Here is a 7,908-nt window from a genome sequence, read left to right as displayed (position 1 = left end):
GTGCGCGAGCACAAGGTCTCCACCGTGCCGCTGCTGACGCTCAGGCCCAGCTTGTCGTTGAAGAAAGCTTCGGCCTCGGATGAGGCGAAACGCAGATCGTCGGGGCCGATTTCGAAAACGTCGCCAAGCACCCGGAGCTTGCCGAGCTGCAGGTCGGGCAGGCTGCGTGAGCCGATGACGAAAGCAACATTTTCCGGCGCCTGCCGGGTCAGGCGCTCCATGAACCGCTTCACCGCCGGCGCCTCGACGGCGTGGTAATCGTCGAAGAACAGGGTGATGTAGGCCTCGCGCGCCGCCAGACCCGCCACAAGTGCCGCGAGCACGACATCGAGCTGCGGGATGGGGCTCGACTGGAAGGCAAGGTCGAGTTCCGCCGGGCTCTGGACCAGATGGCGCAGCGCGCCCACCAGATGCGATAGGAAGGCGCCCTCATCATTGTCCGTCGCCTCGCAGGACAGCCATGCCGTCAGCCTGCCGTGGCGTGCGATTTCCGCAGCCCATTGCGCCATCGTCGTCGATTTGCCGAAGCCAGCGGGCGCGGCGAACAGCACGATGCGCGTGTCGATATGACGCTCCAGCGTCGACAGAATGGTCTCGCGGCGCACCCATCGGCGATGGTGCGGCGACGCTTGGCTGACGGATTGCGGAGCTGTTCTCATCTAGGTCCGCACAGCCTGTAGCTCTCTGGGGGAGAGTCGCCGCAGCCGCTCCACTCCGCTTCGATCAGCGGAATTTGCGGTGCGGCATCGCGCGGCAAGGTTCCCTTGATACGGGGATCGTCGACGATCTCAAATCCGGTAGCGAAGGGCACGAACCCGCAGGCGCTGTAGAATCCGATGACGCTGTGATGATCGAAGCTGCTTGTATGCAGCCAGATGCGGCTCGGGTTGAGACGCCATGCGAGCTCCAGTGCCCCGGCCATCAGCCGTTTGCCGAAACCGCGGCCGGTCAGGGACGGGAACAGGCCGAAATAGGTGATCTCGATCTCGTTATAGTCGGCGGCGAAGAACTCGACCATGCCGAGATGCGCGCCGGTTTCGTCGTGGCCGTAGTAGAGATGCTGGCGCGGGTCGGCGAAATGCTCGGTGATTTCGGCATCGGACATTTCGGAAACGCGGTCCCACAGCCAGGGTGCGCCGATCTCGAGAAAGATCGCCCGGTAGGAAACGCAATCGGGCGTCGTGATCCGTGTCATGCCCAAGGGGCGCGCGAGATCCGGCTGCGGCGTGCGCGCTTCCATCCAGGTCACCGCATTGGCAAGCTTGCCAGCCGGCAGGGGATGGTAGCCAATGGCGAGATCGGTGATTTCGGCGGGCATCGTGTCTTCTGTGATCAACGCATTCCTCGTCATGTCTTCCAGAGATAGCAGTATCGGCTTGCTGCATCCGATGCCAACTCCCCCAAGACCATGGCAGTATCGAACGGCAAGTCCTGGACTGAAAGTTTGGCGCGTATGCCTCTTGCATTTCACAGGAATGGTATATGAGATATGATACATCATCCAGGTGAAAGTGAAATATGATGCCTGAGCGGATTGCGGATGAGGCCATTCTGAGGGCAGTCGATGATGGCTTCGCCCGACAGGTCGCGTTTCTGCAAGACCTCGTGCGCTTTCCCTCCCAACGTGGCGAGGAACACCCCGCGCAGTCGTTTATGGCCGCCGCCTACGAGGCGGATGGCTACGCGGTCGACATGTGGCGCGTCGATGTCGATGAGATTCGCGACCTGCCGGGTTTTTCACCCGTGGCGGTCTCTTACGACGATGCCTTCAACGTCGTTGCTACCCACACGCCGCGAAACGCGACCGGCCGCTCGCTGATCCTCAACGGCCATATCGATGTCGTTCCGACCGGACCGCTCGACCGCTGGGTGCGCGATCCCTACGACCCGGTGATCGAGGACGGCTGGATGCATGGCCGCGGCGCCGGCGACATGAAGGCCGGCCTGTCCGCCTGCCTCTATGCACTGAGCGCCTTGCGTAGCCTTGGCTATCAGCCGGCCGCGAACGTGTATCTCCAGTCGGTGGTCGAGGAGGAATGCACCGGCAATGGCGCGCTTGCATGCCTGCAGCGCGGCTATCGCGCCGACGCCGCCTTCATTCCCGAACCGCTGGAGCCGCGGCTGATGCGGGCGCAGGTCGGGCCGATCTGGTTCAGGGTCGAGGTCGACGGCGATCCGCAGCATGCGTCGGGTGCATTTTCGGCCGGCGCCAATGCCATCGAAAAGGCCTTCGTCATCATTCAGGCGCTGAAGCAGCTCGAAATCGTCTGGAACGCGCGCAAGGTCGATGACAGGCATTTCCATGATCACCCGCATCCGATCCGCTTCAACCTCGGCAAGATCGAAGGCGGCGAGTGGACATCGAGCGTTCCGGCGCGCTGTGTCTTCGAGATGCGCGTCGCCACCTATCCCGGCCAGAGGCTCGAAGACGCCAGGGCCGAGCTCGAGGCCTGCATTGCCGATGCGGCGCGCGCCGATCCGTTCCTGGCCAACCGACCACCCAAGATGACCTACAATGGCTTCATGGCCGAGGGCTATGTGCTGGAGGGCGCCGACGAGATGGAAGCGGTGCTACGCCGCAGCCATACCGCCGTCTGGGGCGAGCCGCTGACGGAACACGTCACCTCGGCGACCACCGATGCACGTTTCTTCGGCCTCTATGCCGACACGCCGGCGATCGTCTACGGCCCGATCTGCCGCATGCCGCATGGCTATGACGAGGCCGTCGATCTCGACTCGGTGCGCAAGGTCACCCAGACGATCGCGCTGTTCATCGCCGACTGGTGTGGCCTCGAACCTATCGAGGCTAAGCCATGAATGCGGCGGTGCCCGATGCGTTCGGCGAAACACTCGCCGAGGACGCACCGGATGTCTCCACGGCCGGCGCCCTCGCCATCCTGCGCCGGCACTACGGGCTGAACGGCACCGCGCGTCCGCTGCCTGGCGAACGCGACCACAATTTCCATGTTCAGACCGACGGCGAGGGCGAGTTCGTCCTGAAGATCTCCCATCCGGCGGAAGAAGCTGGCTTCACCGATTTCCAGAACAAGGCGCTCGACCACATCCTTGCGGTCGACCCCACCTTGCCGGTTCCCTCGGTGCGCAAAAGCCTCGAGGATGAAGCGCAGTTCGCGGTCAGCGTCGCTGGATCGGCGCCGCGCATCATCCGGCTGGTGACCTATCTGTCCGGTCAGTTGCTGTCGCGCTCGCCGACTTCCGAGGCGCAGGATCGCAATCTGGGCATCTTCCTCGCCCGCCTCAGCCGGGCGCTGCGCGGCTTCTTCCATCCGGCCGCCGGCAACGACCTGCTCTGGGACATCCGCAAGGTCGCCAAGACACGGCCGATGATGGCGCACATCACTGATCCGAGTCGGCGGGCGATGGTCGAGCGCGCGATCGCCTCCTTCGAGGAGCATGCTGCGCCGGTCATCCCGAGCCTGCGCGCGCAGATCGTCCACAACGACATGAATTCCTACAATGTGGTGATGGATGCTTCGCGGCCGGAGGTCGTGAGCGGCATTCTCGATTTCGGCGACATGATCCATTCGCCGCTGATCTGCGACCTCGCCATCGGCGCCGTCTACCGCTGGCCGGCGGAAGGCCATCCGCTGGCACCGGCGGCGCGCTTTGTCGCAGGTTATCAGTCGCTCCAACCACTGGAGGAGGAAGAGATTGGCATTCTCTTCGATCTGATCCGTGCCCGACTTGCGCTCATCGTCAACATCGCCAGCTGGCAGGCCGAGCGTTTCCCGGCCAAGCGCGACTACGTGCTGCGCCTCGCCACCGAAGTCTGGGCTTCACTCGAACGGTTGAACGGCCTGTCGTCCACCGATGCCCGCCGCTATTTTCTCGACCATTCCAATCCGGAGTAGATTCCCGTGTCCCAGTCCTCGCCATACCCCGCAAATGCCGACGCGGCTGCATCGGAGCGCGCGCTGCTCGAACGCCGCGCCAGGCTGCTTGGGCCGACCTACCGCGCCTTCTACCGCAACCCGATCCATCTGGTGCGCGGCAGCGGTGTGTGGCTCTACGACGCCCAGGGCCGCAAGTTCCTCGACGCCTACAACAACGTCGCCTCGGTCGGGCATTGCCATCCGCGCGTCGTCGAGGCGCTTTCGAGGCAGGCCGCAACGCTCAACACCCACACACGCTATCTCAGCGAGATCATCCTCGACTATGCGGAAAAACTACTCGGCACCGTTCCGGCCCATCTTGGCCACGCCATGTTCACCTGCACCGGCAGCGAGGCGAACGACCTTGCCATCCGCATTGCCCAGCATTCCAGCGGCGGCACCGGGGTGATCATCACCGATTTCGCCTATCACGGCGCCACCATAGCGACGGCGCAACTGTCGCCGGCGGCGGTCGGGGCAAAGGGGGTACCAGCGCACCACCGCACGGTGGCAGCGCCGGACACGTTCCGCGACCATGGCCGGGCCGCGCATGATTTCGCCGGAAATGTCGCCGCTGCCATAGAGGACATGCGAGCAAAAGGCATCAAGCCGGCGGCGCTGCTTCTCGACTCGGCCTTTTCCAGCGACGGCATTTTCTTTCCCGATGCGAAGGTGATGCGCGAGGCAGCCGATCACGTCAAAAAGGCCGGCGGCATCGTCATCGCCGATGAGGTCCAGTCCGGCTTCGGCCGGCTTGGCCAGGGCATGTGGGGCTTCGCAAACTATGGCATCGGGCCTGACATCGTCACGATGGGCAAGCCGATCGGCGATGGGCACCCGATGGGCGCCGTGCTCGTGCGGCCGCAGCTTGTCGCCTCCTTCGGTTCGAACACCGGCTACTTCAACACCTTCGGCGGCAATCCGGTCGCGGCCGCCGTCGGCCTCGCCGTTCTGGAGGTCATCGAAGGCGAGGGGCTGATCGAGAATGCGCTCAATGTCGGCGCCTATACGAGTGAACTGCTGCGCGCCCTGCAGGGCCGGCACGGCGCGGTCGCCGATGTCAGGCACAACGGCCTCTATTTCGGCGTCGAGCTGACGGCGGACGGCGACGAGGCTCTGGCCGCCACCAAGACATCGGCGGTCGTCGAAGCCATGCGCGAGGACGGCGTGCTGATCTCGTCCTGCGGTCCGCGCGGCAATGTGCTGAAGATCAGGCCGCCACTGCCCTTTGCCAGGGACAATGCCGAGCAACTGGCCGAGACGCTCGATCGCGCTCTGTCGAACTGGTGATCGGAGCGGCCCGCGTATGCTGAAGCTTGAACATCAGACCCTGAATGACCGCGCCTATGGCGCGCTCAAGCAGGAGTTGATTTCCGGCGGCTTCAGCCCGGGCCAGGCGCTGGTCATCCGCAAGCTCGCCGAGACGTTCGGCATCTCGACGACACCGATCCGCGAGGCGCTGCAGAGGCTTGTCGCCGAGCGGCTGCTCGAGATGCAGAACAACCGCTCGGTCATCGTGCCGTTGCTGTCCGCGCCTGCCTTCGAGGAGCTGACGCGCATCCGCATCGCCGTCGAGGGACTGGCGGGCGAGATGGCGGCGACCAGGATGAGCGAAAGCGGGCTGGCTGACATCCAGGCGACGCTCGCCGGCATGCAGCGTGCCATTGAGGCCGGCGACGCCAGGGCCTATCTCTCATTGAACGAGGCGTTCCACTTCGCCATCTACCAGCATGCCGGCGCGCCGATCCTTTTGAACATGATCCGCGACCTCTGGGGGCGGGTCGGGCCTTATCTCAAGCTGCTGATGCAGGCCGATCGCTACATCCCGCAGTCCAACGACGCGCATCGCAAGATCGTCGCCGCACTGGAGCAGCGCAGCGGTCCCACTGTGCGGATTTTCATAGAAGAGGACATCGCCGTGGCGGCCGCTGTGCTGTCTGCAAACCTTGACGCTGCCAGGGAGCCGTCGGCCTAGCTCGTCCCGTCCAGCCGGTCGCGCAGCATGCTCCAGCCGAGCAGCATGTTGGGCGCGTGCCGCAGCACGGCGTGGAACGGTATTGGCGCCGGCGGCGCGAAGGGCAGCGGCAGGTCGCGGGCGTCGGTGCCGGCGGCCCAGTCGGCCAGAACCTTGCCCATCGCCGTCGTCATGGCGATGCCGCGCCCGTTGCAGGCGCGACCGGCGATCAGTCCCGGACCGAGGTCGATCAGGTGCGGCAGGAAATCCGGTTCGACCGCTGCCATTCCCGACCAGCTGTAGGCAAGCGGCGGCAGGTCGGGCAGACCGAGATGCCGGCCGAGCCTTCGCCAGATCGTCTGCGGTACGCGCGTATCCGCACCGGCGCCAAGGATATGCATGCCGCCGCTGATCAGCCGGTTTTCGGCGTCGAAGCGGAAGGTGAACAGATTGCGTCTGGTGTCACCGACACCTTGCCCGCCGGGAAGCAATCGGTTGCGCACTTCACGAGGCAGCGGCGCTGTCGCGATCTGGAAGACTTTCAGCGGGAAGTAGGTTCGCTGCAACGACGGATTGAGGGACCAGCCATAGGCGTTGGTGGCGATCAGCACCTTGCCCGCGCGTACCGAGCCAGAGGGCATTTTCAGCATCCAGCCATCGGCTATGCGATCAACCGAGGTGACGCGCGTCTGCTCGAAGATCTTTGCGCCGGCCTTCTCCGCCGCATCGGCCAATCCGCCCGCATAGGCGACCGGATTGAGCACGCCGCCGGAACGGTCCATCCAGCCGCCGACATAGCCTGGCACGCCTGTCATTGCTTCGATTTCCTGCCGATCCAATGTGACCGCAGGCCGGCCACGCTGTGCCCATTGCCCGGCGCGTGACTTGACCTTCTCGAAGGCCGCAGGCGAATGCGCCGGCTGGACCCATCCGTTCTGCACGGCGTCGCCGTCGATGCCGTGCTGCCGGATCAGGCGGAAAACCAGGTCGGCGCTGCCGGCGGCGAAATCGATCAGCCTTTCGCCGCGCGACGGCCCGAGATGGGCCAGTATGTCGACCGGGTCCATCTTGGCGAAGTTCGGCACGACGAAGCCCGCATTCCTGCCGGTCGCACCCCAGGCGATGAACTCGGCTTCGAGAACGGCGACGGAAAGTCCTTTCCCCGCCGCATGCAGCGCGGTTGAAAGGCCAGAAAAGCCGCCGCCGACGATTGCTAGGTCGACATCGAGCCCGCCTTGCAGTGCCGGCCGCTCACGTCGATTGCGGCCGACGGCATGCCAGAGCGAAACGCCGTGCGCTTCCTGCCGGATGACGGCATTCATGAGCTGGAACTGCTCCTGTCTGCAGCGATCCTCGTCCGCTTGCCGAGCCAAGGCCGCCGTGGCCTGTCGCCGAACAGCCCGTTCGGCCGGACCAGCAGGATAACGCAGAGCATGACGCCGATGGCGGCGATCTGCAGCGCGGCGGCACGAGCCTGCTGTTCCGGCGGGAACAGGATGCTGGTCAGCGTGCCCGACCCAGCCCATATCGCCCAGACCAGGATGCTGCCGATGACGGCGCCGAGATTGCTGCCCGAGCCGCCCACGATCAGCATCACCCAGACCTGGAAGGTCAGGATCGGCAAATAATTGTCCGGCGCGATGAAGCCGGTGAAATGCGCCTGCAATGCGCCGGCCAGTGCCATGATGGCGCCGCCCACGGCGAAGGCCTGGACGCGATAGAAACGCGCGCTCTTGCCAAGCGAGATCGCCGCCCGCTCATCCTCGCGTAGCGCCTTCAGCACGCGGCCCCACGGGCTGCGCGACAGATGTTCCAAAGCGAGATAGGCGACCAGAGTCACCGCCGCGACCACGGCAAGGTTCGACAGGTTGAACAGCAGCGGCGTCTCGGCAAGGCTGCCGAAGGGGCGCGGGATGAAGCCGATGCCGAACGGGCCGCCGGTCAGTTTCTGCGCGTTGAGCGCGACCAGTTGCACGACGACGGCGACGCCGAAGGTGGTGATCGCCAGATAGTCGGACCTGAGCCGCAGCGTCGCCATGCCAGTTAACGCCGCGGCAATGC

The 7,908-nt window shown here is 64.9% G+C and carries 7 protein-coding genes and 1 pseudogene; 4 read left to right on the top strand and 4 right to left on the bottom strand.

Annotated elements, in window-relative coordinates:
- Together EN932_RS23480 and EN932_RS23475 are read right to left on the bottom strand one after the other, a co-directional pair.
- Positions 1-659 (bottom strand): annotated as a pseudogene (locus EN932_RS23480) (LuxR family transcriptional regulator); the annotation flags it as partial.
- Positions 656-1,318, bottom strand: a complete 663-nt coding sequence (locus EN932_RS23475; protein WP_245483316.1) for a GNAT family N-acetyltransferase — start codon at positions 1,316-1,318, stop codon at positions 656-658. The pseudogene EN932_RS23480 and the gene EN932_RS23475, both read right to left, overlap by 4 nt.
- Before the next feature lie 203 nt (positions 1,319-1,521).
- Between EN932_RS23475 and EN932_RS23470 the strand changes: the two genes are divergently transcribed.
- Genes EN932_RS23470 through EN932_RS23455 form a run of 4 tightly spaced genes read left to right on the top strand, consistent with a single transcriptional unit; the run spans position 1,522 to position 5,868 of the window.
- On the top strand, positions 1,522-2,817 hold the full coding sequence (locus EN932_RS23470) for an ArgE/DapE family deacylase (protein WP_164753649.1): 1,296 nt from the start codon (positions 1,522-1,524) through the stop codon (positions 2,815-2,817).
- Positions 2,814-3,872: a phosphotransferase gene (locus EN932_RS23465; RefSeq protein ID WP_127368781.1), complete on the top strand. Its 1,059-nt coding sequence runs from the start codon at positions 2,814-2,816 to the stop codon at positions 3,870-3,872. The genes EN932_RS23470 and EN932_RS23465 overlap by 4 nt, the downstream gene beginning before the upstream one ends.
- A gap of 6 nt (positions 3,873-3,878) precedes the next feature.
- Positions 3,879-5,183, top strand: coding sequence for an aspartate aminotransferase family protein (locus EN932_RS23460; RefSeq protein WP_127384962.1), 1,305 nt, complete (start codon positions 3,879-3,881; stop codon positions 5,181-5,183).
- A 16-nt stretch (positions 5,184-5,199) separates the two neighbouring features.
- Positions 5,200-5,868 (top strand): GntR family transcriptional regulator, encoded by a 669-nt coding sequence (locus tag EN932_RS23455; RefSeq protein ID WP_024502527.1) that lies wholly within the window; start codon positions 5,200-5,202, stop codon positions 5,866-5,868.
- Here the strand turns inward: EN932_RS23455 and EN932_RS23450 are convergent.
- The gene (locus EN932_RS23450) at positions 5,865-7,169 is read right to left on the bottom strand and encodes an FAD-dependent oxidoreductase (protein WP_127388239.1); all 1,305 of its coding nucleotides are present in this window, start codon (positions 7,167-7,169) and stop codon (positions 5,865-5,867) included. The two genes, EN932_RS23455 and EN932_RS23450, sit on opposite strands and share 4 nt — an antisense overlap.
- Positions 7,166-7,908: branched-chain amino acid ABC transporter permease (locus EN932_RS23445; RefSeq protein WP_164890586.1), on the bottom strand; the 743-nt coding region annotated here is incomplete at its 5' end. The genes EN932_RS23450 and EN932_RS23445, both read right to left, overlap by 4 nt.

It is taken from the genome of Mesorhizobium sp. M7A.F.Ca.US.002.01.1.1 (assembly GCF_004022955.1).
GTDB lineage: Bacteria > Pseudomonadota > Alphaproteobacteria > Rhizobiales > Rhizobiaceae > Mesorhizobium > Mesorhizobium ciceri.
The sequence above is the reverse complement of the archived record's forward strand: the minus strand, read 5'-3'. Positions and strand labels throughout refer to the sequence as shown.

Coding starts and splice junctions, on each gene's coding strand:
- EN932_RS23475 (WP_245483316.1), bottom strand. CDS start 1,318: ATGCCCGCCGAAATCACCGATCTCGCCATTGGCTACCATCCCCTGCCG.
- EN932_RS23470 (WP_164753649.1), top strand. CDS start 1,522: ATGCCTGAGCGGATTGCGGATGAGGCCATTCTGAGGGCAGTCGATGAT.
- EN932_RS23465 (WP_127368781.1), top strand. CDS start 2,814: ATGAATGCGGCGGTGCCCGATGCGTTCGGCGAAACACTCGCCGAGGAC.
- EN932_RS23455 (WP_024502527.1), top strand. CDS start 5,200: ATGCTGAAGCTTGAACATCAGACCCTGAATGACCGCGCCTATGGCGCG.
- EN932_RS23450 (WP_127388239.1), bottom strand. CDS start 7,169: ATGAATGCCGTCATCCGGCAGGAAGCGCACGGCGTTTCGCTCTGGCAT.